Below are 22,742 nucleotides of genomic sequence, written 5' to 3'. Positions count from 1 at the left end.
ACAGAGGAGGGAAAGAAGACTCCCCCAGGAGGCCAACCCACCTCGTACGGCGCCACCCCGGAAGCTCCCCCCCCCCCCCCCCCGCCCCCCCCCGCCCCCGCCCCGGGACCCCGTCGGGCCGCCACACCGGTGGTCACGGCCGTGCGGGTGGGATGGTCAGGCGCCCTCGCCCAGAACGGTGGCGATCAGCTGCCGTTGTTCCTCGGTGAGGTACGGATCCCGTAATTCCACCAGCTTGCCGTCGACGTGGACGACGTAGCTGAACCCGTCCGGCACGGGTTCCCGGGCCGGGGGGCACTCGCCGCTCAGGGCTCGCTCGGCCAGCCGCTCCAGTTCGGCGCCGTCGCTCCGGTACTCCGTGTCGAGGGAAGCGGTCCGTTCCCTGCCCGCGAAACCGCCGGTACGAGTGACGGTGATCAGCATCGCGAAACCTCCTTGAGTCGAGCGCCGCGTGCGGCCGGCCGGGCCGGCCGGGTCAGGCGGCGCACGGGATGGGCACCCTCTCGCCTGCCCCCGAAAGGCCCACATGTGCCGCTGCGCACGGCATCGGCGAGAGATGTCCGAAAGTGGCCGCCGCCGGACCACCGGGTGTATCGAGTGCAGGACGCTCGGCAGCCCGTAGGAGGCGGAGTCGCCCTCCCCGATCGGGAATCGGGCCTCAACGTTCACTCCGCATCGCGCGACTCGGGGGTCGAACCCGGATGGATCGGTGTCAGGAGGAGGGAGGGTAGGGCGCGGACTTCAGCTGTCGGGCGAGGTGGGCGGTGTTGGCGGCGAGTGTCTTCGTGGTGGCCGCCGTCTTCTCCGGGGTCTTGTCGAGGTCCTGGTAGTCGGTGCCCTGCATGGCCTCGCCGACCCAGTACGTGACGGCGTTCGGCGCGAGGGAGAAGCCGACGTCGCTCAGGCCCTGGAAGAGGTCGGCGCTGACCTTGTGCGCGCCGTCCTCGTTGCCGACCACACAAACCGCCGCGACCTTGCCGTACGTGAGCATGCGGCCCTCGTCGTCGCTCTCGCCGAGCTCGGCGTCCAGACGCTCCAGGACCAGCTGGGCGATGCTGGAGGGGTGGCCGAGCCAGATCGGCGTGGACAGGATGAGGATGTCGGCGCCCAGGATCGTGTCGCGGATCCCGGGCCAAGCGTCGCCGTTGCCCATGTCGGTCTTCACACCCGGCTTCACGTCGTGGTCCGCGATCCGGACGGTGGTGCCGGTGACGCCGTGCTCGGCCAGGGCGGCCAAGGTCTGCTCCGCGAGCAACTGCGAGCTGGAGGGTGCGGGGGAGGGGGACAGGGTGCACACGAGCGCGACAGCGCTCAGCGGGGTCTTCGATGTGGTGTCCATGATCCCCGGCTACCCCCGAGAACCAGCCGCATCCCGTGTTTCGACGGATATGTCCACGGAGCCCAGTTTCCGGATGCGATGGCGGGTAGACGCCGGGCATGGACGACGTCAGACCCCTCGCAAGGGCGACCGGAGCGTCGAGCGGCATCGGGTTCGAAGGGCTGCCGTAGCGCCCTCACCGGGTCCGGTCGGCACGCGGAAGGCAGGCGATACCGAGGCGGACGAAGAGGCAGAGACGAAAAGACGGAGGAGACCTCATGAGGGCACTGACATGGCACGGCAAGAGGGACGTGCGCGTCGACACCGTCCCCGATCCCACCATCCGGGACGGTGACGACGTGATCGTCAAGATCACGACCACCGGTCTGTGTGGCTCCGACCTGCACCTCTACGAGGTCCTCGGTGCTTTCCTCGACCCCGGCGACATCCTGGGCCACGAGCCCATGGGCGTGGTGGAAGAGGTCGGTCCGGACGTCACCGCCCTGAAGCCCGGGGAACGGGTGGTGATCCCCTTCAACATCTCGTGCGGGACCTGCTTCATGTGCAGCCGGGGGCTGCATTCACAGTGTGAGACGACCCAGGTCAAGGAACACGGCACCGGCGCCTCGCTCTTCGGCTACACGAAGCTCTACGGGCAGGTGCCAGGCGGTCAGGCCCAGTTCCTGCGCGTTCCGTTCGGCAACGAGCTGCCCGTCCGCGTCCCGGACGGACCGGCCGACGACCGCTTCGTCTACCTGTCCGACGTGCTGCCCACCGCGTGGCAGGCCGTGGAGTACGCGGCCGTTCCGCCGGGTGGCAGCGTTGTGGTCCTCGGACTCGGGCCGATCGGGGACATGAGTTGCCGCATCGCGGCCCACCGGGGCGCCGGTACGGTCATCGGGATCGACCTCGTCCCCGAGCGCCTGGAGCGCGTCCGCCGACGCGGCATCCACACACTGGACCTCCTCGAGTGCGGCGACGGACTCGTGGACGCCGTGCACGCCCTGACCGGCGGGCGCGGGCCGGACGCCGTCATCGACGCCGTGGGCATGGAAGCCCACGGCAACCGCATCGCCGCCGCCGCGCAGGGCATGACCACACTCCTGCCGGACGCCCTCGCGGCCGCCGTGATGAAACGCGCCGGAGTCGACCGCCTGTCCGCGCTGCACACGGCGATCGAGCTCGTCCGACGCGGCGGCACCGTTTCCGTCTCCGGGGTGTACGGAGGCGCGGCCGACCCACTGCCTCTGCTCACCATGTTCGACAAGCAGCTCCAATTGCGCATGGGCCAGGCCAACGTCCACCGCTGGGTGGGCGACATCCTCCCGCTCCTCACGGACGGCGACCCCCTGGGTGTCGACGGCTTCGCCACGCACCGGCTGCCCCTGGAGGAGGCACCGGCTGCGTACGACATGTTCCAGAAGAAGCGCGACGGCGCCGTCAAAGTGCTCTTCTCGCCCTGAGCCGCGCGGTGGGGCCCACCGCGCATCCGCTCCGGCGAGCCTCGTACCGCCGGCCGCTCCTGCCTTGGGGGGCGGGTGTCAGACGGTGGCGGGGAGGGCTGCGGCTGCTTCGCGTCGGTCGAGGGAGTGGGTGTAGCGGCGCAGGAGGAGGATCGCGGTGGTGGCGAGGCCGGTGAGGAGGCCGAGCCAGATGCCGAGCGTGTCGAGCCCGGCGGCGTAGGCCAGCAGCCAGGAGGCGGGCAGGCCGACGGCCCAGTAGCCGATGAGGGTGATGCGGAAGCCGCTCTTGGTGTCGTCGAGGCCGCGCAGCAGTCCGACGCCGATGTTCTGGGCGCAGTCGAAGAACTGCAGGAACGCGGTGACGATGAGCAGGTGGGTGGCGATGGTGAGGGCCTGGCCGGTGCCCGGGTCGAGGAACGGCGCCAGGACCAGGGCGGGGACGGTGACGTAGAGGACGCCGACCACGGCCATGACCACGGCCGCGCAGGCGAGCGCGGTGTTCTTGATGCGGCGGGCGTCGTCGTGGTTGCCGAGGGTGAGTTCGCGGCTGACGTTGATGGACGCGGCGTGGGAGAGGCCGACGGCGACCTGGAAGACGATGTAGACGAGCTGGTTGACCGCCGTGTGGGCGGCGAGCGCGTCGGGGCCGAACGAACCGGCCATCAGGGCGGTCAGGGAGAAGAAGCCGGCCTCGGATCCGTAGGTCGCGGCGATCGGGATGCCGAGGGCGATCAGGCGCTTGACCACGGCGGGATCGACCTTGGCCATGTTGAGGGAGAGCAGCGGTGCGAGCTCCTTGTCCTTCTTCGCGGAGAGGTAGAGCGCGAAGAAGGTCAGGAGGTGGACGGTGGAGGTGGCGATGCCGACGCCGGTCAGGCCGAGCCGGGGCAGGCCGAATGCGCCGTGGATGAGGATCCAGTTCAGGCCCGCGTTGACGACGACCGAGGCGATGGTGATCTGCAGGAGGGCCTGGGGGCGCCGCATGCCGACGGTGAACTGGCGGACGGCCTGGAACCACAGGCAGGGCAGCAGTCCGGGGGCGAGGGCGTAGAGGACGTTCTGCGCGAGGTCGGCGACGGCCTCGTCCTGGCCGAGCAGGGACAGGGCCCGGCCTATGAGGATCATGAGGACGGCGCCGACGATGCCGGCGAGGGTGGCCACGGCCATGCTCGCCCGGACGATCGCCCGGACTTCCTCGTGCGCTGAAGCCCCTTCTGAGTCGACGCCCGTGCCGGCAGCGTCCTGGTTCTGGTCCTCGTCCCTGTCGGTCCGCTGTTCGGCGCGGGCCGCGGCGGCGGCAATCTGGTTGCCGACGGACGTGACCAGGCCGACGCCCATGGTGCGGAGCTGGTTGAAGATGACGATGGCCAGTCCGCCGGCGGCGAGCTCGGTGGTGCCGAGGAAGCCCATCATGATCGTGTCGGTGGTGGTGAGGGCGACCTGGGCGAGCTGGGTCAGGATCAGGGGGACGGCCAGGGCTGCGAGGGCGCGGCTGTCGCGGAGGAGGATGGTCAGCATGGTTACCGGTTCCCCCGGAGTTTGGTGAGGAGTTCGTCCACTTCCCGCTCGGTGTCGGGCCTCAACAGGTCGCGTTCGCGCATCCATTCGTCGTTGAAGACGGTGTCCATGTACTTCTCGCCACCGTCGTTGACGAGAGCGACCATGGTGCTGCCCGGCGGGAGCGAGCCGAGGCGGGTCAGAGCTTCGTAGACGACGCCACCGGCCGAGCCCCCGATCAGCAGGCCGGTGCGGGCGACCGCCCGGCAGGTGGCGAAGGCCTCGACGTCTCCGACCTTGACGCCTTCGTCGAGGAGGTCGAAGTCGACCAGGGCGCCGAGTTCGGCGCCCTCCGGGGTACCGGTGCCGGACTGGTGGTAGTCGTGGGCGGGGCCGCCGAAGGCGATGGAGCCCTTCGGCTCGACGCCGACGACGCTGAACCCGTCGATGAGTTTGCCGAGCTCGCGGGCGGTGCCGAACAGGGCTCCGCCCGTGCCGACGGCGGCGACGAGGACGTCGATCTTCCCGTCGAGGGCTTCGACGAGTTCGTGGGCCACGGGGAAGTAGCCGACGCCGTTGGCGGGGTTGTTGTGCTGCTCGGTGAAGACGGTGTTGTCCTGGCCCCGGGCCATCTGCGCGGCGAGTTCCTCGCGGGCGGCGGTCGCGAGTTCCTCCGTGCCGTCGTCGACGACGTAGACCAGCTCGGTACCGAGCGCCTTCATCCCGCGGAGCTTGTCGACGCAGGCGTGGTTGTCGACGACGGCCGTGAAGGTGTAGCCGCGCTCCGCGGCGATGACCGCGAGGCCGAGGCCCGTGTTGCCCGAGGTGGACTCGATGATCCGGCCGCCGGGGCGCAGTTCGCGGGCTTCCTCGGCGGCGGTGACCATGGCACGGGCCATGCGGATCTTCGCGGTGCCGGTCGGGTTGAACATCTCCAGTTTGAGAAGCAGTCGGCTGCCGGTTTCGGAGGTGGCCAGTTCCAGCAGGGGCGTGAACCCGATGAGGTCGGATACGCGGGAGACCACGGCGGGCCGCTGCAGGGCTCCGGACATCGATGACTCCAGGAAATCGTGGGGACGGCGTGGAGGTGCGCTTGCGCGCTCAGGTGAAGTGGCGGTCCAGGCGCCAGCGCGGCCGGTCGCCCTCCGTGCGGTCGATGACGACCTTGGGAGGGAGGGCCAAGTCGTGGAAGGGGGACTCGTTGGAGTCCATCTGGTAGCCGGCCGTGTTCGGATAGACCAGCAGGTCGCCCACGCGGGGGCGGCGGGGGAAGCCGACCTTGCGCCAGGTGAGCATGTCCGATTCCAGGCAGGTCGCCGCTCCCACGCTGGCCGGATACAGGCCCGCCGGCGCATCGGCGTCTTGGGAGACGAGGCGGGGGTCGGGCAGGTACTCGCTGTTGAACCACTGCTCGGACAGGCTCAGGCTGGTCCCGTCCACGGTCAGGAGCTGGTAGCCGTCGCGGTCCTTGACGCCCTGGATGGTGAACACGCTCGCGCCGGCCCGGTCCAGCAGGGCCCGGCCCGGTTCCAGGAGCAGGGTGACACCGGCGTCCTTGAGGATGTCCGCGAGAGCGTGCTCGCGCCCGTCCGGCCGGGCGGCGAGGAGGGCTGCCAGGGCCTGGGCGCCGGGCCTGGGGCAGTGGTAGGGGTAGAAGTCGGAGGTGTGGAAGGCCTTGCCCGCGTGGTAGTGGCGCTTGTCGTGCCCTTCCAGGAAGGCGTGCCAGCTGTCGGCGTCGGTGTAGCTGATCGGCAGGCCGCCGCCGATGCTGACCCGCCCGGCCTCGAGTCCCTGGACGCGGGCCTTGAGGCACAGGTCCGCCAGGTGCGCGGCGAGGTCGGCGCGGGGCTGGATCGCGTAGCCGGACAGGTGGAAGCTGAAGCCCTCCATCCGTACGGCGTCACCGGCCTGGACGCAGCGTTCCAGGGCGGTGGTGAGCTCGGCGTCGTTCATGCCGAACCGGCTGTGCGGCTGCTCGGGCGGCAGTACGCGCAGCAGGATCCGGGCCGGACGGACCCGGCCGCACAGGACACCGGTGAGGAGGGTGTCGAGTTCGTCGAGGGCGTCGATGGCGATGAGCGCGCCGTGCTGAACGGCGAGCCGCAGCAGGGCGGGATCCTTGGCCGGCCCGGTGAGCACGAGGTGCTCACCGCGGACACCGTGGCCGAGGGCCTCGCACAGTTCGGCGGCGGAGGCCACGTCCACACCGGCCCCTGCGGCGGCGGCCCGTTCGACGAACACGGCCGCCTTGTTCGCCTTCTTCGCGAAGTACACGAAGCCGTCCACCCCCGCCACGGCCAGCGATTGGCGCATGGCGGCGAGATTGGAGTCGAAGGCGTCGGGGAGCAGGAAGTGGAACGGACCGCCGAAGGCATGCGCCAGCTCCGGCAGCAGCCCGGACTCCAGTACCCGGTCGGCCGCCGGGTCCGGGTGGACCGGCAAGGTGGGCCAAGCCGTCGGGTTCACTGCCACAGCGGTACCTCGGTGCCCAGGTTCTGGGCGAGGGCGAGCTGGGCGAAACGGTGCCCGAGTGCGATGTCGGTGACGACGAGGCCGCTGTTGTAGGCGAAGATTCGTTCCTGCGCGCTGTGCCGCCCGGCCGTCAGTCCGGCGACGATGGGCGGGAACTCGTCGTCCACGGCCGGGAGTTTGCCTTCGGCGTCCGCCATGTCGGTGCCGGTCACGTTCATCTGCGCCTCGCTGGTGGCGATGATGCGGTCGGCGCGGTGCAGGGTGGAGGGAGCCAGCCCGTGACCGACGAGGATCGTCAGCGCGCCGGGCTTGAGCCAAGTCGACTCGACGGCGGCGGGGGTGTGCCCGCCGGCGGTGGCGACGATGACGTCCGCGTCGCCCGCGGCGGCCCGCAGGTCGGTGACGACCTCCACGTCACGGTCGGGGAAGTGCGTACGCAGCTGCTCGCGGACGGCGGCGATGCCCTCGGAGTGCGTGCCGAAGAGCATGAGGCGGTCCAGGTCCGGGAGCGTCGTGAGCAGGAACGGCAGCGCGAGCCGTCCCTGAGTCCCCGTCCCGATGACCAGAGCGGACCGGGTGCCGGGGGGCGCGCACTCGCGGGCCAGGAGGGCCGAGACGGCCGGTGTGCGCAGCGAGCCGATCCGGGAGCAGTCCATCATCGCGACCGGCAGGCCTGTGACGTCGTCGTACAGGGTGAGCGAGGTGTAGTAGTGCTGATCGGCACGGCCCTTGTCCAGGCCGTGCTTGTAACTGGTCTTGATGGCAACGACGTTGCGGGTGCCGTCGCGGCCGAGCATGGCGTAGGAGACCGAGTGTCCGTCCTGCGGTTTGACGGTCAGTTTCCGGGGGTTGTCGGACTGGCCGGCGTGCAGGGTGCGGTAGGCGCCCTCCACGGTGTCCACCACGTCGGCCAGGGATATGTCGATCCCTGCGAGGTCGGAGGTGGACAGGATGCGCAGGTGGGTGTCGTCGCCCGATAACGGGGTGCCGATGGGGGCGGCCGTCGTGTCGGTCATGAGAGGTGACTCCTCCGGTGCGGGGGCGGGTGTTCAGCTCGCGTGCGCTTCGAGAGCGGCCTGACCGTAGCCGTGCTCGGCGGCCTCGGCGAGAGGGCGCGTACGGCGCCCGGGGACACGGACGGAGGCGCGCTTGAGCCAGCGGTCGGTGCCGTCGTAGCGGGCCTGGAAGGGGACGCGGCCGTGGACGACGAGGTCGTTGTCGACGACCAGGATCTCGCCCGGGCTCAGGGACACGGCGACCGAAACGTGGGCCAGTTCGGCGGAAAGCCGGTGGTAGGCGGCCCGGTAGTCGTCGCCGGCGTCGTAGAGGGGGGTGTAGGCGGGGTCGAAGCGCAGGGTCATGCCCTCGTCGGCGGCGAACAGGGCGGGTACCGGCGGCGGGGCCTGGTCGGCGAAGCCCTGGGCCGCTTCGTAGGCGTCGTCGGGGAGGATCGGCAGGACCGGCTGGGACAGGAGGTCCACGTCCGCGTCGGCGAGGCGGGCCTTGCGGATGCTGGCTGCGGTGGTGGCGATGTTGTCGTGGTTGCGCATGCAGCCGAGCATCAGCAGGTGGGCGCGGCCGGGGTGGAAGGCGTCCTCGGTGTGGGGGCTGAGGAGCACTGTGCTGGAGGCGCCGGTCTGTTCGGTCTCGTGGCCGGGGGAGGGGAGGATGTTGTGGACGAAACGCCCGTCCTGCTGGCCCTCCCAGGCGATGGGGTTGCCCATGACCGTGGCCAGGAGCAGCAGTGCGATGTCGTACAAGGCGCCGCTGTCTCCGGCGGTGGCCCAGCTGGAGGGGGTGGGGCCGACCGCTTCGTCGTCCAGGGGCAGACCGCGCAGGACGAACAGCCCGTCCGCGGTGTCTACGGGCCGGCAGTGCTCGCGCAGGGCGTCGCTGAGTTCGCCTGCCCGCTCGGCGACCCGTTCCAGCAGCGCGGGCGACGTCGCTGACGTGCCTAATTCGGCGAGGATCTTGTCCGCCTCCCGGCAGAGTTCGTCCACGCTGCGGGCGTCGAGCTGACGGACGGGGGCGGTTGCCGTGCTCATGGCAAGATTCCGTTTCCGTGGGAGGGCAGGGGGAGATCGGCTGGGTGGGCCGGGTTCATCAGGCGCGCCCAACGGGCCGCGAGAACATGACGGGCGGGACTGATCGGCCGCGCACTGAGGGCGGCGTCGAGCTGCTTCCACCGGCGAACGCTCCGAACGCTAGCACTAAAATTAGGTAAGGCAAACCTTACTAAATGGTCACCCTTGGAGCTGACGGAGTGTCAATAGCCGCGTGTCGCCATGCAATTCAAAACCAGCTGATGCGGCGTTGAAATTCAGACATCCGTTCCATCCCGCCCGCACCTCTTGCGGCCATGGTTGTCATTAGGGTAGGCAAACCTAAGCAACTTCCAGTGTGCTCTGAACGTGGATCGAGGACGTACGTGAACTTAAACAGGCGCCATGTGCTGTGGGCCGGCGGAGCGATGAGCGCGGCCGCCCTGCTGGCGGCATGCTCGGGCGGCGGTTCCGGTACTTCGTCCAAGCCCGCCGCCGCTGACGACGCCAAGCCCAAGCCGGGCGGCACGCTCCGCATCGGCGCTCTCGGCCGCGCAGGGGCCATCACCCGGGATCCGCACGGTACTCAGAGCAACGAGAGCGACTACCTCGTCATCGCCCTCGTCTACGACACCCTCACCGTGCCCGGCGCCAAGCCGAACACCGCCCCGCGCCTGGCCGCCTCGTGGGAGCCGTCGGCGGACCTGAAGACCTGGAAGTTCAAGATCGCCAAGGGTGCGGCCTTCCACGACGGAAGCCCGGTCACCGCCGAGGACGTCGTCTGGTCCCTGCGCCGGCTGCGCAACACCCCCTCGGGCGCCGCCCGCCTGCCCGGCATCGAGGCGGAGAGCATCACGGCCGAGGGGACCGACACCGTCGTCCTCGTGTCCGACTACGCCAACGCCGAACTCCCGCTCCTCACCCGCCTGACGACCTTCGTCCTGAAGAAGGACACGGCGGACAGCGCGCTGGAGAAGGCCCCGGGCACCGGCCCCTTCAAGCTCGACTGGTACCGCGGCGGCAACGCCCGTCTGGTCAAGAACGACAAGTGGTACGGCGGCACCGTGAACCTCGACGCCATCGAGGTCACCATGTTCGAGACCCCCCAAGCCATGGCCAACGCCCTGCTGAGCGGACAGATCGACGTCGCCTCCAACGTCGGCGCCGTGGCCGCCCGCACCGCACAGACGCGCAAGGACGTCCAGGTCCTGCGCCGCCCCAACGACATGGCGATGCCGATCATCATGCGCACCGCGACCGGCAGCCCCTTCGCCGACGTCCGGGTCCGCGAGGCCATGCGCCTGGTCGTCGACCGCGGCGCCATGGTCAAGCAGGTCCTCTCCGGCTACGGCACCGTCGCCAACGACGTCATGGGCACCGGCGACCCCGACCTCGCCAAGGACATCCCGCAGCGCAAGCGGGACCTCGAGAAGGCCAAGAAGCTCCTGGCCGAGGCCGACTTCGACCTCTCCAAGACCTATGACCTCGTGACCACCGAGGACATCCCAGGCCTCGCCGAATCGGCCACGCTGTTCGCGAACCAGGCCCGCGAGGCCGGGATCAAGATCAACGTGGTCAAGCAGGAGTCGGGCGCGTTCTGGGACAAGACCTGGAAGGCGGGCGACTTCTACACCACCTACTGGGGCACCAACGACTCGGTGGTGTTCTTCGCCTCCAAGACCATGGTCAGCGAGGCCGGACAGAACGAGGCGGGCTGGGCGGATGCGGCCTTCGACGCCGCCTACCGCAAGGTCATCGGCACCGCCGACGAGGCGCAGCGCGCCCAGGCGCTGAAGGAGCTGCAGCAGATCGAGTTCGACAAGTCCGGCTACCTGCTGTGGGGCATGGCGGACGGCATCGACCTGGCGGCCGCGAAGGTGAAGAACCTGCCCAAGCTCGCCGGCTACGGCCGCGTCCAGCTCGAGAACGTGTGGCTGGCTTGAGCCACAAGGACGAAAGCACGGCGGCCGTCCCCACCCCAGGTGCGGGGGCGGCCACCACGCCGCGCCGAGGCCTCGCCACCGCGACGCACGTGCTCGGCGCTCTCGCGCGCCGTGTTCTGATGCTGGCCGTCCTCCTGGGTCTGGTCTTCGCGGCGGTGGAACTGCTGCCGGGAGACGCCGCGAGCGCGAGCTCCGAACGCGGGGACAGCGCGGCCGACGTCGAGGCCCGGCGTCACCTGCTGGGTCTGGACCGGCCCGTGTGGGAACGCTTCTGGGACTGGACGACGGCCCTGCCCACCGGTGACCTCGGCACGTCGGCCCGCGGACAGGAGGTCACCGACCTGCTCACCGACCCCTTCCCCAACACCCTGGCGCTGGGCGCGGCCGCCTTCGTCCTGACCGTGCTCGCCTCCCTGGCCCTCGGCTGCTGGGCGGCCTCCCGTCCCGGAAGCCTCGCCGACCGGGTCATCGGTCACACCGCGACGGCCGCCTTCGCCGTCCCCGAGTTCGTGGTCGCGGTCGGCCTGCTCCTGGTGCTGTCACTGTGGACGGGCTGGCTGCCCGCCGTCACTCTCACCGGTGCCGACGGATCCCCCGCCGACTGGACCATGCTCGTCATGCCGGTCCTGGCCCTGGTCATCCCGCAGACCGGCTGGAACACCCGCATCGTGCGAGGGGCGCTGGCCGACCAGGCCCGTACGCCCCACGTGGAGGCCGCCCACCTCGACGGACTCCCGGTTCACCGGGTGGTGCTGCGCCACGCCCTGCCCGGCGCCGTACCTGCCATCGCCACCGGCATGGCGACATCCACCGGCATGCTCCTCGGAGGTGCCGTGGTGGTGGAGACGCTCTTCAACTACCCCGGAATCGGCAGTGTCCTGGCCGGCGCCGTCGCCTCCCGCGACACCCCGCTCATCGCCGGAGTCGTCGTCTGCGCCGGCGCCGCCATCAGCCTCGTCCTGCTCGCCGCCGACCTCGTACGCGCCCGCACCCTGGGAGACCGCCCATGACCGCCGGCACCCTTGCAGACGCACCCGCCAAGGCCGGCACCCGCCGCTTCCGGCCCGCCCTCGTCCCCGCCCTGGTACTGATCGCCCTCGCGGTGGCCGGACCCCTGCTCGCCGCCCACCCCCTCGACGCCCCCGTGTACGCCCCGTACGCCACCGCGGGCGACGACGGCCCGCTCGGCGGCGACCAGCTCGGACGCGATGTCCTGTCCCGGCTCCTGCACGGCGGCACCATACTGATCGGCAGTGCCGCCCTCGTGTCCGTACTGGTGACCCTGGCCGGCGTGGTCATCGGCTGCTTCGCCGTCCTGCACCCCGTCCTCGGCCGCACCGTGGAACGCGCCGCCGACGTCTCGATCCTCCTGCCGCCCGTCCTCGGCATCATGCTCATCGCCCTCGCCTGGCCCGGCGGCGGGCGCTGGGCCGTCACAGGCGCCGCCATCGTCCTCGGCACCCCCTACGCCGTACGCATCGTCGCCGCGTCCGCGGCCCCGCTGGCCGGCGCCGGATACGTGGAAGCAGCCCTCGCCCGTGGGGAAAGCCTGCGCCACATCGCGCTGCGGGAGATCCTGCCCAACCTGCGCTCCACCGTCGCCGCGCTGTTCGGCCTGCGCTTCGTAGAAGCCGTGTACGTCATCTCCATGGCCGCCTTCCTCCAGATCGGCCCCCAACCCCCGGCCGCGGACTGGGCGTTGATGATCCGCGAGAATGCCCCGGGCATCCTCCTCAACCCCTGGGCCGTCATCGCCCCCAGCCTGGCCATCGCCGCCCTCGCCATCAGCGTCAACCTCGCCTGTACCTCCCTCGCGCCCCGCTCCGTACGCAAGGCGGTCACCACCTCATGAACACCCCCGCACAGCAGGCCGCCACTGCCGGAACCGGCGAGGCCACCGGTGTGCACACACGGCTGGCCGCCGCCACCGGGCTCGAAATCCGCATCCCCGCCGGGCCTGTCCTGCTGCGGGCGGCCACCCTGACGGTCACGGCGGGCCGGATCACCGCCCTCACCGGCACCTCGGGCTCCGGCAAGACCACCCTGTTGCGCGCCCTGACCGGACACCTCCCCGACGGCGCCTGCGTCACCGGCGGCACGCTCACCGTCCTCGGACACGACCCGACGGCCCTGACCGCCGAGGAACTGCGCCTGCTGCGCCGCACCCGCCTCGCCTACGTCGGCCAGGACCCCGGCTCCGCCCTCAACCCCCGGATGAAGGTGCGCGACCTCGTCGCCGAGACGGCACCCGGCCGCCTCGACCGCAAGGCCGTCCTGGAACTCCTGCGCGAAGTCCGGCTCCCCGTCGACGACGGCCTGCCCGACCGGCGGCCCACCGCACTGTCCGGCGGGCAGCAACGCCGTGTCGCGCTCGCCCGCGCGCTGGCCCGTAGCCCGGAGATCCTGCTGCTGGACGAGCCCACCGCCGGTCTCGACTCGGCGCTGCGCGACGAGATGGCCGGGCTCTTGCGCCATCTCGCCTCCGGCCACGGCCTGGCCATCGTGATGGCGTGCCACGACCCCGAACTCGTCGCCGCCTGCGCGGACGACACGGCATCGCTCAGCGCACCCTCCGTCCCCCGTCCTCGCAGGCCCCGCGACACCGGCGACGAGAACGAGGGCAGGCCCGACCCGCAGTCGGCGCCGGCGGCCGCAGGCCTCACCGCGCACGCCGTCGACGTCGCCTTCCGCAGCCGCGCAGGTGTCCAGCAGGCACTGTCCGGAGTCGACTTCACCGCAGAGCCGGGGAGCCGCACCGCGATCGTGGGCCCCTCGGGCTCGGGCAAGACCACCCTGCTGCGGGTCCTGGCCGGACTGCACCGGGCCGACCGCGCCACCCTCACCCTTGACGGAGACCCGCTGGCCCCACACGCACGCAAGCGCCACCGCGCCCAGCAGCGCCGCATCCAACTCGTTCCCCAGAACCCCCTCGACGCGCTGAACCCCTCACGCACCGTCCGCGCCCAACTCGATCGCCCCCTGCGCCTGCACACCGACCTCACCGCAGCCGGCCGCACCGCCCGGATCGCGGAACTCCTCGAACAGGTGGGGCTGCCGACCGGCTTCCAGGCCCGCCATCCGACGGAACTCTCCGGCGGCCAGCGCCAGCGCGTCTCCATCGCCCGCGCCCTGGCCACCGCGCCCGACGTCCTGCTGTGCGACGAGATCACCTCGGCACTCGACCCCGGGACGGCGACGTCCGTGATGGACCTCTTGACCCGCTTGAACACAGAGCAGCGGATGACGGTCGTGCTCGTCTCCCACGAACTGCACCTGGTCGCCGCCTACACCGACACGGTCCACCTGCTCCACGGAGGCCGCCTCACCGCGTACGGCCCCACCCGCGAGCTGTTGCCGACAGCCTGACCCTGGTCAGGGCGCCCTGCTCCGGGCGACTTCGGTCCTGGTGTGCAGGGCGTCGGCCCGGCCGGCAGGACGCACCCGGCGGTGACGAGCAGGCCGCCGCGGAGGGCGCGGGAGGGCACAGGGCGTCCGACCCGGTCAGCGGTTGGTGTTGAGGAACCCGATCGCGACGGCGCCCCACCAGCAGGCTTGGGACAGGAGCGCCGTGGCGCCACCCCAGGCCATCAGCCCGCGACCGACCGGCCCGGTGGCTTCGGCGAGGCGGCGGCCGAGAAGGCCCGCCTGGAGACCGTTGAGGGTGAGCAGGCCCACCAGCGCGATCTTCGCCTGGGTCAGCAGGGAATGGAGGTCCGGGTGGAGCATGAGCCCGCTCACGACCAGGCCGCCCAGTCCGGCCCAGATCGGGACGTGGAGCCGGGACGTGGCGGAGATGACCTCGTCGAGTGAGCAGCGGCCGGTGGCCCACAGCAGGCCGTGGTAGTCGGCGGCGAGCACCGCGCCGAAGCCGAGTATCAGCGAGGCGAGGTGGACGAAGAGCACGGTGGTGTGCAGTGTCTGGTCGGTGCGCACGTGGACGGAGAACCACAACCCTGCCGTCAGAACCAACATCGCCACCAGGCCGGCTGCTGCCACGGTCCACCACGAGTCGTACAGACCCAGGGGACGGGAAGGCGTTCTGGCAGGCACCGAGGCGGCAGCGGGCGACAGCATGGGAGGACTCCGAGGGCGGGTATGACGGTGGGCTTGCACAAACCCACGTAGAGGCGAGGTAAGGCTTACCTAAATCTCGCCTGGCGTCAATGCGGGCTCACAGCTCGGACACGGACGGCCCCGGACCCTGCGCAAGCGCGCAGCCACGCAGGCCCACTCCGAAGCACACTGGCCGGCGACCTGCACGCCGCCCCCGATCCTCCGGCTCCCGGCTGGGGCGGGATGCGGCTTACATCTGCCTCATCCCTGGATGTCCGGCTTTCGCGGCAGTACGCTTCCGCGCCCGTATCCGAGTTGTCTGTCCGATGCCCGCTGAGCGTTGATCGAGCCCGGGCAGAGGGAGGACCCGGAACTGCGGGTCGCGGGAGCGAGACCGGCGCAGGCGGCGACGTGGCCGGCGGTGACTCAGGCGTAGCTGAGGACCACCAGCAGCGCCGTGCACTCCGCGAGGAGCTGCGCGGCGAGCGCGACCTGTCGTACGCGCAGAGCGGGCGCCGCCAAGGCGACCACGAACATCACGGCGCCGATGCCGACGCCCCAAGCGAACACCCACCCGGGCAGCCCCTCGGCGCACTGCTCCCCGGACGTCGCGCAGCCCGACGGCCGATAGAACGTCAGGGTCACCATGACTGCCGCCAAGACAGCTGGGATGAAGAGTGCGGCCGACAAGCCGGCCCAGAAGCGAGAACGGTCTCTACTTGTGGCCATCGCCTGGGCCGGGGTCGTCGCAGAAGGAGAGGCTGGGTTCATGCCCTGATCCAACACGGTCAGCAGGTCTGTCACACCCGTCTGCCTACTCACCGGCAGGTGCGCACCGTACTCAGACCCCGGGCTCCAGGGCGTCGTCGCGCTGGTGGACCGGCAGGTGGTCTGAGGGACAGGCCGGCTGCCGCTCCCTGCTCGCAGCCCCAACCCGGTTGCCCCCGATCTGCACGCAACGACCGGGCTCCCGCGCGCTGGTGTCGTCCCGTCACCTCGTTCGTGGATTCGGGCACCCGAGGCGTACGTCGGCACTTCGGTGTGCCGCACGTCGCGGCACGGACGGAAGCGGGACGGGCGGAAGCGGGACGGGAGATGCCTTCCCGCGGTGCATCAGGCGTGCGTCGCGGCGCCCCGCACACGCGGCAGCGCCGCACCGTCCAGCGGACCCGAATGACCCGAAGAGGCCCTCTTGACCGTGAAGTGCACCTGAAGTACGCCCGTCCACACGAGCGCCGAACCCAGCAGGTGGAGCATCACGACCAGCGAGGGCAGGGCCGTCAGCGACTGCACGATCCCCACGAGGCCCTGACCCAGGAGCACGGCGAGGAAAACGGCGGCCTTGCGGCGCGCGGCACCAAAGCCGTCCCGGCGCAGCGCGGACAGCAGCACTGCGGCCAGGGTCAGGACCGCCCCGGCCAGCACGCTGTGGACGACCGTCACGGCCGTCCAGTTGAACGGCATGCGCGCCACGTCGGAGGAGTCACCCGCGTGCGGTCCGGAACCGGTGGCGAGCGTACCCACGACGACCAGCAGGGACGTCACCGCGACCAGGGCCGCCGACAGCGACCGGATCCGCGCCGCGGGCCGCGGCGCGAGCGGGGCCGGCACGCAGGGCCGGCCGCTCTCGCCGCCCTGGCTGCTCTCGTCACCTTCGCCCACCGCGCCACCCTCAGCACCGCCGGCACCGGCATCGGCGTACGCCGCGTGCCACGTGTACACCGCGGCGGTGAGCAGCAGTGTGGCGGCGAGGAAGTGCGCGGCGACGATGTACGGGCTCAGTCGCATCCATACGGTCACTCCGCCGACGACCGCGTTCAGCACGACGATCCAGAACTGCGCCCAGCCTCCGCGCAGCACCGCGGGCATCGGCTTTTCCTGGAGGCGTGCGGTGACGATGACCCAGCCCACCACCGCGCACAGCGCCCCGGTCAGGAGCCGGTTCCCGAATTCGATGGCGCCGTGCACTCCCATTTCCGCAGTGGGGGCCAGCGTCTCTCCCGTACACATGGGCCAATCGGTGCAGCCGAGACCGGAGCCGGTGACGCGGACGATTCCACCGGTCACGATGATCGCGATACTCGCCACGACCGAACCCAGGGCGGCCAGTCTGACGCTTCTCGCGCCGAGCGAGTACCTGTCGGCAAGCCAGGAGAGGGGAGTTCGCACGATCGGCCTTCCTGTATTTCGCTTTTACGTGCCGTGGCGCGGAACCCCAGCCTACGCCGCGCGTTCACCCCGGCCTGACGGGGCGTCGCACGATAGGGAGCGGAAGAACGGGCGGAAACCCCGCGCGAGGCGGCGCGGGTGGAGGAGGGCTTCGCCGCCGCGCTCGTGTTCGCAGACCGTGTTCGGCCGGATCCGGCCACGGTTCGCGAAGATCCAGCGAGGTGTTCCGGTGGCCGGTAATTTCGGTCTGGCGTGAGACTTCCGATCAGCCGTTCGAGAAGTGCGACTTCATCATGCGCGGAGTGCGAGGATCGATGGTGTTGACGGCGGTCTCGGGATCGGCCTCGGGGCATGACCCCGGAATCCTGCTCTTTGTCATCCTGTTCGGCTTCATCGCCCTCGCCGTTTGCGGCGGGTACCTCGTCGTCGCAACCACCCGGCGCGGCAACCGGGCCGGCACGGCCTGGGGCCAGTGGCGGGACGTGGCCCTGGTCTGCGGGTGCGGAGCTCTCGCCTTCTACCTGTGGGGATGCCTGCACCTCTTGTTCCTGGACGAGACACGCCAGTTCGATGCCTGCCTGGAAGCGGGCGGGCCGCAGAAAGTGGCGCGCGTGGACGCGTTCGAGGGGGACTTCGTCCCCTTGCGCCTGCTGTGCCGCATCGACGAGGGCGGCAGCTACTCCGCGGGCGTACCGGGCTATGTCAATCCACTCGTCGCCGTCCTGTCCATCGGCGCCGTGGCCACGGGCGCTCTCGCCACGGTCCAACGTACTCAGCTCAAGAAGAAGCCCTCGATGACGGAAAGTGGGCGCTGAGCCGGGCCTATCGCGTGGTTCCGTCCCCGGGGGAAGGACGTGGCGCTACTGGGTGAAACTGGGGCTGTGTAACGGGTGAGGCGCTGCGTGACGTAGTCTGGGGCTCATCGACGCGGGGTGGAGCAGCTCGGTAGCTCGCTGGGCTCATAACCCAGAGGTCGCAGGTTCAAATCCTGTCCCCGCTACCAACGCACCGGCCCCCTCGGCATCACGCCGAGGGGGCCGGAAGCATGTGGGCGTAGGTGAGGGAGTCGCCGGCCCCAGCCCATCCGCCGTAGAGCGGCCGCGAAGTCCGGTACCTCGTGGTGCAGTTGCCGGGCGCGGCGCGGTGTGCGGGAGTGCTGCGGGCTACGAGGGGGGCCGCGGAGCCGTGGGGCACCAGCCGCGTTCGAGTGCCTCCACGAGTTCCTCGGCGCGGGGCCACGGACCGTGTCCGGAGGCGGGGTTGAGGTGTCCGACGGGGCCGAGTTCCACCAGGCGGCTCCCCCATTCCCGCGCGGGTGCGGCGACGCGCCCGGCGGATCCCAAGGGATCGTTCGAGCTGGCCGCGACGATGCTGGGGAAGGGCAGCGGTTTCCGGGGCACCGGTGTCCAGCCGTGCATCGCCAGCTCGTCGGGGGAGGGGTAGCCGTCCGGCAGCGGCGTCCCGAAATCCGGGGGAGTGGCCAGCAGGGCGCCCCGGACGTCCGCGTCGTGCCACTGGGCCCACTGCACCGTGGTCATGACGCCCGCACTGTGGGCGACGATGATCACGGGCCCGGTGGCCTGCACCATCACCTCGACCACGTTGGCGACGTGGGCGTCGCGGCTGAGCCGGTTGTGCACCAGCGGGGGAACGGTGCGGACGGTGCGGCCCGCATCGCCGAGCCGCTTGGCCAGAACGGTCTGCCAGTGGTCCTGGACGTGTTCCCGCATGCCGGGAACGATCACGATCGTCGCCGCCCTGGTCCCGGTCATGAAGACGCCTCCGGTTCCTCGGCCTCCGCCGTCGCGGCGGGCGCGGTGAGGCGGTCGAGATCGTGTGCGTACCGGCGGCGGCCGATCAGGAAGGCCGCGGTGGCCGCGATCGCCGCGAGCGGGACGAGTCGGAGCGCGCCGAGCAGACCGAGCCGGTCCGCGAGCATGCCGGTGACGGCGGGGCCGGGGGCCAGTCCGAGCAGGCTCTGGGCCAGTGTGAGCGTGGCGAATGCCGTCGCGGCAACGGCCGCGGGAGTCAGGTTCGCCACCATGGCGGCTCCGGGCCCGGCCGTACCCGCGCACAGCAGGGCTCCCAGCGCCAGCACCAGCAGCTGCACCGGGCCGGCGGGCAGGCGGAACGCGGTCATCAGCAGTACGAGGGAGCCCACGCTGCAGCAGATGGCGACGGACCACTCGCGCATCGGGTCGCGCCGGCTGAACCGGTCCGAGGCGAGATCTCGATCGTGATGCGTCCGGAGGCGACGTGACCGAACAGTTCACCTGCAAGGGCGTCGCGCTCCGCCGGTTCGGCGATGTAGTCGGCCAGCGCCGGACGGGTGACGAAGAGCGAACCGTTCACGGCGAGCTGCATGGCGTTGATCGGTGGCACCGGACCGGAGGCCGTGCCGAAGCAGACCAGCAGTCCGCGGCGCGACAGCGAAGCCAGCGAGCCGGCGAAGGTGTCCTTGCCGACACTGTCGAAGACGACCGGCACACCGGCGCCGTCGGTCAGTTCGCGCACCCGCTCGGCCACGTCCTCGCGCCGGTAGTGGATGATGTGCTCGCAGCCGTGTGCGCGTGCGAGCTCCGCCTTCTCCTCGCTGGACACCGTTCCGATCACGGTGACGCCGAGGAGCCTGGCCCACTGGCTGACGATCAGGCCGACACCGCCCGCCGCCGCGTGGAGCAGTACGGTGTCACCGGCCTTCAAGGGGTGGATCCGGCGCATCAGATACGCCGAGGTGAGGCCGCGCATGGTCATGGCGGCGGCGGTCTCGAAGCCGATCTCGTCCGGCAGCTTGATCAGGTGCGAGGCGGGCATGACCCGCTCCGTGCTGTACGCCCCCAGCGGGCTGCCGGTGTAGGTGACACGATCGCCTTCGGCGACGTGGGTGACGCCCTCGCCGACGGCCTCGACCACTCCTGAGGCCTCGACGCCGATGCCGTCGGGCAGCCGGACCGGGTAGAGACCCGTACGGAAGTACGTGTCGGCGAAATTGAGGCCGACGGCGACGTGCCGGAGGCGCACTTCGCCCGGACCCGGGTCACCGACGGTGGCCCTTTCCCAGGTCAGGACGTCGGGTCCACCGGTTTCGTAGAAGCGGACGGCGTGGGGCACGGGGTTGCTCCGATTGCTCGTGTGTGGGGGCTCGTGCGCGGCGGGCGCGGCGACGGGGGCCGGGGCAGGTCAGCTCTTGAGGTCGCGCAGCATGAAGCCGCGCTGCCCGGGCCTGCGGTTCGGGACCATGCCGAGCCGGTCGATGGTCTCGTCGGCGTCGGGGTAGTACTCGCCGATCTTGTAGATCTTCTTGGCCTCCGGGCCGGTCGCGATGTCGCGTCCGAGGGTGTTCGCGATCCGGACCATCTGCTCGACCTGCTCGACGGAGGACATCCGCTCGCCCTTGCGCCGCCACAGGTTGTCCTCGTTGCCCACGCGGACGTGCACGCCGAGGGCGATGGCGATCGCGTTCATCGGCGCCACGGCGCGCATGGAGCTCTCGATGGTGAGGACCGCGCCGTCCGGTACGCGGCGGATGAACTCGATCAGGTCGGAGGGGTGCCGCCCGGCGAAACCGCCGCCGATCGCGACGTAGTTGAGGACCAGGGGGCCGGTGTACATGCCGGCGCGGATGAGCCGCTCGACGGTCTCGAGCTGGGCGATGGTGGCGAGCTGGAAGTGCGGCTGGACGCCGTTCGCGTGCAGGCGCTTCAGGTGCTCGAGGTAGAACTCGGGACCGGCCTCGACGACCATGTCCCGGTAGGCCCGGTAGTACTCCGGCTTCGCGATCGAGGTGCCCTCCAGGTCCTCGTCGGTCATGATCTCGACGATGTTCATCTGGCTGGTGTTGATCGCGATGGTCACCTGGTCCGGCGCCGGCGTGAGGTCGGCCAAGAGGTGCCGGGTGTCGTAGGAGAGCCACTTGGCGTCGCCGCCCTCGCCCTCGGGGGCGAAGGAGATCGAGCCGCCGATCTGCAGGACCATGTCCGGCACTGCCTCGCGCAGTCGGCCCATCAGCTCGTTGAACATGGACATCCGCTTGGAGCCCTTGCCGTCGAGTTCGCGCACGTGGATGTGGAGCACCGTGGCGCCGGCGTCGTAGCAGTCGACGGCCGCCTGGACGTGCTCGTCCATGGTCAGGGGCAGGTCGTCGGCGTCGCCGGGCAGCCACTCCGGCCCGTACGGGGCGGCCTGGATGACGAGCTTCTCCTGGTTCTCGGGGAAGAGCGAGTCGTCGTGAAAATGCACGGTCCTTCTCCTTCGCGTACGGGTGATCACCGGCCCTGGCAGTCGGTACCTGCGGAGTCGGAGCTTCTGGACGGCAGGGACCGGCGCGGGGGCGGGTCGGGGAGAACATCGGGCGCGGGGGCCCGGGTGTGTTCGGCTGGTCCGGAGGCGAGCGAGCCGTAGGGGAACGGCCCGTCTCACCTCCGGCAGCCGACCGCCTTGAGCGGTGCAGCCAAGGTAGGACCGGGTGGGTACGGCTGCTTGACCCGTGGTGACGGGCGACTTGTCATTTGGGGACAGGAGTCGTTCGGGGACAAGCGTGAGCGGCGGTCGAGGCGCCTTTCGCGCTGCGTGCTGCCCTGGGCGTCAGCCCAGGCCCCCGTGCTGCTCCTGGCCCCTTTCCTTGCGCCACTGCCTCGGACTGCACCCGAACTGTTCGTGGAACCACCGGGAGAACGCGCTCAGGGAGGAGAAGCCCAGGAGGTCGGAGATCTCCGTCAGCGAGCGGCGGGGATGGGCCACGAACTGCTCCGCGAGCCGCATCCGCGTGGCGTTGAGCAGCGAGGAGAACGTCTCTCCCGAGTGGGCAAGATGACGGTGGACGGTGCGCCGGTCGACGCCGAGGCTGCGGGCGACCTGTTCGATCGAGCATCGGCCGGTGGGCAGCAGGGCCTCGATGAGTTCGCGCACCCGGTCCGCCACCGAGGTGTCCCTGGGAGTGGCGGCGATGGCGTCGAAGTACTGCCGGGCGTAGTTCCGGAGCTGCGGGTCCGCCATGGCGTTGGGGGCGTCGAGGTCGTCGGCGTAGAAGACGATGCCGTTGAACTCGCGGTCGAACTCGATCCCGGGGCCGAACAGGCTGCGGTGCCTGCGGGAGTCCGCCGGAGGGCCGTGGGTGAACCACACCGAGAGGGGCTGCCACCGCGTGTCGAGGAATCCTCGCAGGATGCGGGAGAAGGCACCCACAACCAGTTCCGTGGCCTGTCGGGCCGGCACCGCCTCGCCGACCCTGAGGTCCACCTTGATGGTGGCCAGGCCGTTCCCCTCGGACAGGCGCGTGTGCAGGAGCTCGTTGTACATGTGCTCGTGGCGCAGCAGCAGCGCCAGCGCACTGCGTACGTCGGGTTCCTCGCGGACGACCAGGCTGATGGGGCCGAGGTTGGAGAAGCGGCGCAGCTCGGCCATGCGCAAGCCGAAGTCGTCGTGGTGCGAGCAGGCCGCGGAGAGCTCCAGGAGGCGGACGGCGGCCGGGCCGGAGATCCACCGGTCCTGGACGGCGAGGTCCGCGGTGTCCAGACCCACGCTCTTCATCAGCGCGCGCGGGTCGACGCCGAGGGAGCGGCTCAGCTCGACGTAGCCGTTCAGCGCTGCGGTGCGGACGAGGGGCCTCATCGGAATGCTCCAGGTGTTCGGTCCCCAGAAGTTAAGTTTCTCGTCCCCGCACGTCAAGCATCGGGACCGTGCCCGCCCTAGCATCCCCTCAGCGCGGCCTTCCGGCGAACGGTGTACGGAGCCCCCGGAGCACTGGCGTCCGGACGGGAGTGCACGCGCCTGCCCGGAGTTCGAG

The 22,742-nt window shown here is 70.7% G+C and carries 21 protein-coding genes and 1 tRNA gene; 7 read left to right on the top strand and 15 right to left on the bottom strand.

What is annotated here, in order from left to right:
* Positions 1 to 156: 156 nt before the first annotated feature.
* Together ACZ49B_RS20190 and ACZ49B_RS20185 are read right to left on the bottom strand one after the other, a co-directional pair.
* Positions 157 to 423, bottom strand: a complete 267-nt coding sequence (locus tag ACZ49B_RS20190; RefSeq protein WP_468307610.1) for a protealysin inhibitor emfourin — start codon at positions 421 to 423, stop codon at positions 157 to 159.
* Positions 424 to 712: 289 nt separating this feature from the next.
* Complete coding sequence (locus ACZ49B_RS20185; RefSeq protein WP_468307607.1) at positions 713 to 1,339, bottom strand: flavodoxin family protein; 627 nt, start codon at positions 1,337 to 1,339, stop codon at positions 713 to 715.
* 257 nt (positions 1,340 to 1,596) lie between these two features.
* Between ACZ49B_RS20185 and ACZ49B_RS20180 the strand changes: the two genes are divergently transcribed.
* The gene (locus ACZ49B_RS20180; RefSeq protein WP_468307604.1) at positions 1,597 to 2,781 is read left to right on the top strand and encodes a zinc-dependent alcohol dehydrogenase; all 1,185 of its coding nucleotides are present in this window, start codon (positions 1,597 to 1,599) and stop codon (positions 2,779 to 2,781) included.
* Positions 2,782 to 2,859: 78 nt separating this feature from the next.
* Here the strand turns inward: ACZ49B_RS20180 and ACZ49B_RS20175 are convergent, their stop codons facing one another.
* The 5 genes from ACZ49B_RS20175 to ACZ49B_RS20155 are packed head-to-tail and all read right to left on the bottom strand — an operon-like array spanning position 2,860 to position 8,795.
* Positions 2,860 to 4,299, bottom strand: a complete 1,440-nt coding sequence (locus ACZ49B_RS20175) for an MATE family efflux transporter (RefSeq protein WP_468307601.1) — start codon at positions 4,297 to 4,299, stop codon at positions 2,860 to 2,862.
* Positions 4,300 to 4,301: 2 nt separating this feature from the next.
* Positions 4,302 to 5,330 (bottom strand): cysteine synthase family protein, encoded by a 1,029-nt coding sequence (locus tag ACZ49B_RS20170; RefSeq protein ID WP_468307598.1) that lies wholly within the window; start codon positions 5,328 to 5,330, stop codon positions 4,302 to 4,304.
* 49 nt (positions 5,331 to 5,379) lie between these two features.
* Positions 5,380 to 6,744, bottom strand: a complete 1,365-nt coding sequence (locus ACZ49B_RS20165) for a type III PLP-dependent enzyme domain-containing protein (protein ID WP_468307596.1) — start codon at positions 6,742 to 6,744, stop codon at positions 5,380 to 5,382.
* Entirely contained in the window at positions 6,741 to 7,766 is a 1,026-nt protein-coding gene (locus tag ACZ49B_RS20160; RefSeq protein WP_468307593.1) for an ornithine cyclodeaminase family protein, read from the bottom strand. The genes ACZ49B_RS20165 and ACZ49B_RS20160 overlap by 4 nt, the downstream gene beginning before the upstream one ends.
* 33 nt (positions 7,767 to 7,799) lie before the next feature.
* The gene (locus tag ACZ49B_RS20155) at positions 7,800 to 8,795 is read right to left on the bottom strand and encodes a TauD/TfdA family dioxygenase (protein ID WP_468307590.1); all 996 of its coding nucleotides are present in this window, start codon (positions 8,793 to 8,795) and stop codon (positions 7,800 to 7,802) included.
* A gap of 383 nt (positions 8,796 to 9,178) precedes the next feature.
* Between ACZ49B_RS20155 and ACZ49B_RS20150 the strand changes: the two genes are divergently transcribed.
* From ACZ49B_RS20150 to ACZ49B_RS20135, 4 genes are all read left to right on the top strand, one after another.
* Positions 9,179 to 10,735, top strand: a complete 1,557-nt coding sequence (locus tag ACZ49B_RS20150) for an ABC transporter substrate-binding protein (RefSeq protein ID WP_468307588.1) — start codon at positions 9,179 to 9,181, stop codon at positions 10,733 to 10,735.
* Between the two features lie 119 nt (positions 10,736 to 10,854).
* Complete coding sequence (locus ACZ49B_RS20145; protein ID WP_468307769.1) at positions 10,855 to 11,745, top strand: ABC transporter permease; 891 nt, start codon at positions 10,855 to 10,857, stop codon at positions 11,743 to 11,745.
* Positions 11,742 to 12,587 carry an ABC transporter permease gene (locus ACZ49B_RS20140; RefSeq protein ID WP_468307586.1) on the top strand — a complete coding sequence of 282 codons (846 nt, stop codon included), beginning with the start codon at positions 11,742 to 11,744 and terminating at the stop codon, positions 12,585 to 12,587. The genes ACZ49B_RS20145 and ACZ49B_RS20140 overlap by 4 nt, the downstream gene beginning before the upstream one ends.
* Positions 12,584 to 14,101: an ABC transporter ATP-binding protein gene (locus ACZ49B_RS20135; protein ID WP_468307583.1), complete on the top strand. Its 1,518-nt coding sequence runs from the start codon at positions 12,584 to 12,586 to the stop codon at positions 14,099 to 14,101. The genes ACZ49B_RS20140 and ACZ49B_RS20135 overlap by 4 nt, the downstream gene beginning before the upstream one ends.
* Before the next feature lie 135 nt (positions 14,102 to 14,236).
* Here ACZ49B_RS20135 and ACZ49B_RS20130 read toward each other — a convergent pair whose 3' ends face one another.
* The 3 genes from ACZ49B_RS20130 to ACZ49B_RS20120 all read right to left on the bottom strand — a co-directional run bounded on the left by ACZ49B_RS20130 (position 14,237) and on the right by ACZ49B_RS20120 (position 16,957).
* Positions 14,237 to 14,731, bottom strand: a complete 495-nt coding sequence (locus ACZ49B_RS20130; RefSeq protein WP_468307580.1) for a hypothetical protein — start codon at positions 14,729 to 14,731, stop codon at positions 14,237 to 14,239.
* Positions 14,732 to 15,214: 483 nt separating this feature from the next.
* Complete coding sequence (locus ACZ49B_RS20125) at positions 15,215 to 15,436, bottom strand: hypothetical protein (RefSeq protein WP_468307577.1); 222 nt, start codon at positions 15,434 to 15,436, stop codon at positions 15,215 to 15,217.
* A gap of 465 nt (positions 15,437 to 15,901) precedes the next feature.
* A complete protein-coding gene (locus ACZ49B_RS20120) occupies positions 15,902 to 16,957 on the bottom strand; it encodes a COX15/CtaA family protein (protein ID WP_468307574.1) in 1,056 nt (351 codons plus the stop codon).
* Positions 16,958 to 17,271: 314 nt separating this feature from the next.
* On the opposite strand from ACZ49B_RS20120, the gene ACZ49B_RS20115 reads away from it, so the two are divergent.
* Positions 17,272 to 17,772, top strand: coding sequence for a hypothetical protein (locus ACZ49B_RS20115; protein WP_468307572.1), 501 nt, complete (start codon positions 17,272 to 17,274; stop codon positions 17,770 to 17,772).
* 111 nt (positions 17,773 to 17,883) lie between these two features.
* A tRNA-Met gene (locus tag ACZ49B_RS20110) sits at positions 17,884 to 17,960 on the top strand.
* Between the two features lie 160 nt (positions 17,961 to 18,120).
* Here ACZ49B_RS20110 and ACZ49B_RS20105 read toward each other — a convergent pair.
* The 5 genes from ACZ49B_RS20105 to ACZ49B_RS20085 all read right to left on the bottom strand — a co-directional run bounded on the left by ACZ49B_RS20105 (position 18,121) and on the right by ACZ49B_RS20085 (position 22,567).
* Positions 18,121 to 18,729, bottom strand: coding sequence for an RBBP9/YdeN family alpha/beta hydrolase (locus ACZ49B_RS20105; RefSeq protein WP_468307569.1), 609 nt, complete (start codon positions 18,727 to 18,729; stop codon positions 18,121 to 18,123).
* Positions 18,726 to 19,097, bottom strand: coding sequence for a hypothetical protein (locus ACZ49B_RS20100; RefSeq protein WP_468307566.1), 372 nt, complete (start codon positions 19,095 to 19,097; stop codon positions 18,726 to 18,728). Before ACZ49B_RS20100 ends, ACZ49B_RS20105 begins: the two co-directional genes overlap by 4 nt.
* Positions 19,097 to 20,068 carry a quinone oxidoreductase family protein gene (locus ACZ49B_RS20095; protein ID WP_468307564.1) on the bottom strand — a complete coding sequence of 324 codons (972 nt, stop codon included), beginning with the start codon at positions 20,066 to 20,068 and terminating at the stop codon, positions 19,097 to 19,099. Before ACZ49B_RS20095 ends, ACZ49B_RS20100 begins: the two co-directional genes overlap by 1 nt.
* Positions 20,069 to 20,137: 69 nt before the next feature.
* Positions 20,138 to 21,196 carry a beta-keto acid cleavage family enzyme gene (locus ACZ49B_RS20090; RefSeq protein ID WP_468307561.1) on the bottom strand — a complete coding sequence of 353 codons (1,059 nt, stop codon included), beginning with the start codon at positions 21,194 to 21,196 and terminating at the stop codon, positions 20,138 to 20,140.
* A 345-nt stretch (positions 21,197 to 21,541) separates the two neighbouring features.
* Positions 21,542 to 22,567: an AraC family transcriptional regulator gene (locus ACZ49B_RS20085; RefSeq protein WP_468307559.1), complete on the bottom strand. Its 1,026-nt coding sequence runs from the start codon at positions 22,565 to 22,567 to the stop codon at positions 21,542 to 21,544.
* Positions 22,568 to 22,742: the final 175 nt, after the last annotated feature.

Source organism: Streptomyces sp. NPDC031132, assembly GCF_055570595.1.
Note: the sequence above shows the minus strand (reverse complement) of the source record. Positions and strands in the feature narration are given on the sequence as shown.

What these genes read in the sequence shown, in the direction of transcription:
- ACZ49B_RS20175 (WP_468307601.1), bottom strand. Translation starts at nt 4,299, where the DNA reads ATGCTGACCATCCTCCTCCGCGACAGCCGCGCCCTCGCAGCCCTGGCC.
- ACZ49B_RS20135 (WP_468307583.1), top strand. Translation starts at nt 12,584, where the DNA reads ATGAACACCCCCGCACAGCAGGCCGCCACTGCCGGAACCGGCGAGGCC.
- ACZ49B_RS20170 (WP_468307598.1), bottom strand. Translation starts at nt 5,330, where the DNA reads ATGTCCGGAGCCCTGCAGCGGCCCGCCGTGGTCTCCCGCGTATCCGAC.
- ACZ49B_RS20125 (WP_468307577.1), bottom strand. Translation starts at nt 15,436, where the DNA reads ATGGTGACCCTGACGTTCTATCGGCCGTCGGGCTGCGCGACGTCCGGG.
- ACZ49B_RS20115 (WP_468307572.1), top strand. Translation starts at nt 17,272, where the DNA reads ATGGTGTTGACGGCGGTCTCGGGATCGGCCTCGGGGCATGACCCCGGA.
- ACZ49B_RS20100 (WP_468307566.1), bottom strand. Translation starts at nt 19,097, where the DNA reads ATGACCGCGTTCCGCCTGCCCGCCGGCCCGGTGCAGCTGCTGGTGCTG.
- ACZ49B_RS20185 (WP_468307607.1), bottom strand. Translation starts at nt 1,339, where the DNA reads ATGGACACCACATCGAAGACCCCGCTGAGCGCTGTCGCGCTCGTGTGC.
- ACZ49B_RS20085 (WP_468307559.1), bottom strand. Translation starts at nt 22,567, where the DNA reads ATGAGGCCCCTCGTCCGCACCGCAGCGCTGAACGGCTACGTCGAGCTG.
- ACZ49B_RS20190 (WP_468307610.1), bottom strand. Translation starts at nt 423, where the DNA reads ATGCTGATCACCGTCACTCGTACCGGCGGTTTCGCGGGCAGGGAACGG.
- ACZ49B_RS20160 (WP_468307593.1), bottom strand. Translation starts at nt 7,766, where the DNA reads ATGACCGACACGACGGCCGCCCCCATCGGCACCCCGTTATCGGGCGAC.
- ACZ49B_RS20140 (WP_468307586.1), top strand. Translation starts at nt 11,742, where the DNA reads ATGACCGCCGGCACCCTTGCAGACGCACCCGCCAAGGCCGGCACCCGC.
- ACZ49B_RS20145 (WP_468307769.1), top strand. Translation starts at nt 10,855, where the DNA reads ATGCTGGCCGTCCTCCTGGGTCTGGTCTTCGCGGCGGTGGAACTGCTG.
- ACZ49B_RS20155 (WP_468307590.1), bottom strand. Translation starts at nt 8,795, where the DNA reads ATGAGCACGGCAACCGCCCCCGTCCGTCAGCTCGACGCCCGCAGCGTG.
- ACZ49B_RS20180 (WP_468307604.1), top strand. Translation starts at nt 1,597, where the DNA reads ATGAGGGCACTGACATGGCACGGCAAGAGGGACGTGCGCGTCGACACC.
- ACZ49B_RS20105 (WP_468307569.1), bottom strand. Translation starts at nt 18,729, where the DNA reads ATGACCGGGACCAGGGCGGCGACGATCGTGATCGTTCCCGGCATGCGG.